The sequence below is a fragment of the Pediococcus argentinicus genome (assembly GCF_001437605.1).
GTDB classification, from domain to species: domain Bacteria; phylum Bacillota; class Bacilli; order Lactobacillales; family Lactobacillaceae; genus Pediococcus; species Pediococcus argentinicus.
In genome coordinates, this window is sequence record NZ_JQCQ01000091.1 from 1 (window position 1) to 326 (window position 326).

Sequence of the window (326 nt, forward strand, 5' to 3'; positions counted from 1 at the left end):
TTAATTGTTTTGTATGAAATTGAACTATCTTGACTCAACCATTTCATGGGAATACTTTCTTCATTAAGTAATTCCATTTTTCGTCCAGAATAGATATTTCTTGAATAAGCAAATAGAATCATTTTCAATAACATAGCGGGGTGAAAGGCCGGACGGCCTGTAGTAGAAGTTTCGTGTAAAAGTAGTTGTTCTGGAATAGAATCAACAAAAGTACTAATTAATCGTGCAATGTGATTATGTGGTATATCTAAGTTGAAGTTTAAAGTTAAGTTTGTTTGGTCTGTGTTATAATTTTTGTACATGAGATTACCTGCCTTATATGTTTT

The 326-nt window shown here is 31.3% G+C and carries 1 protein-coding gene; it reads right to left on the minus strand.

Annotation, left to right across the window (positions count from 1 at the left end; all coding sequences use genetic code 11):
• On the minus strand, nt 1-302 hold a 302-nt coding region (locus IV88_RS09040; protein WP_162258651.1), incomplete at its 3' end, for a transposase.
• Nucleotides 303-326: the final 24 nt, after the last annotated feature.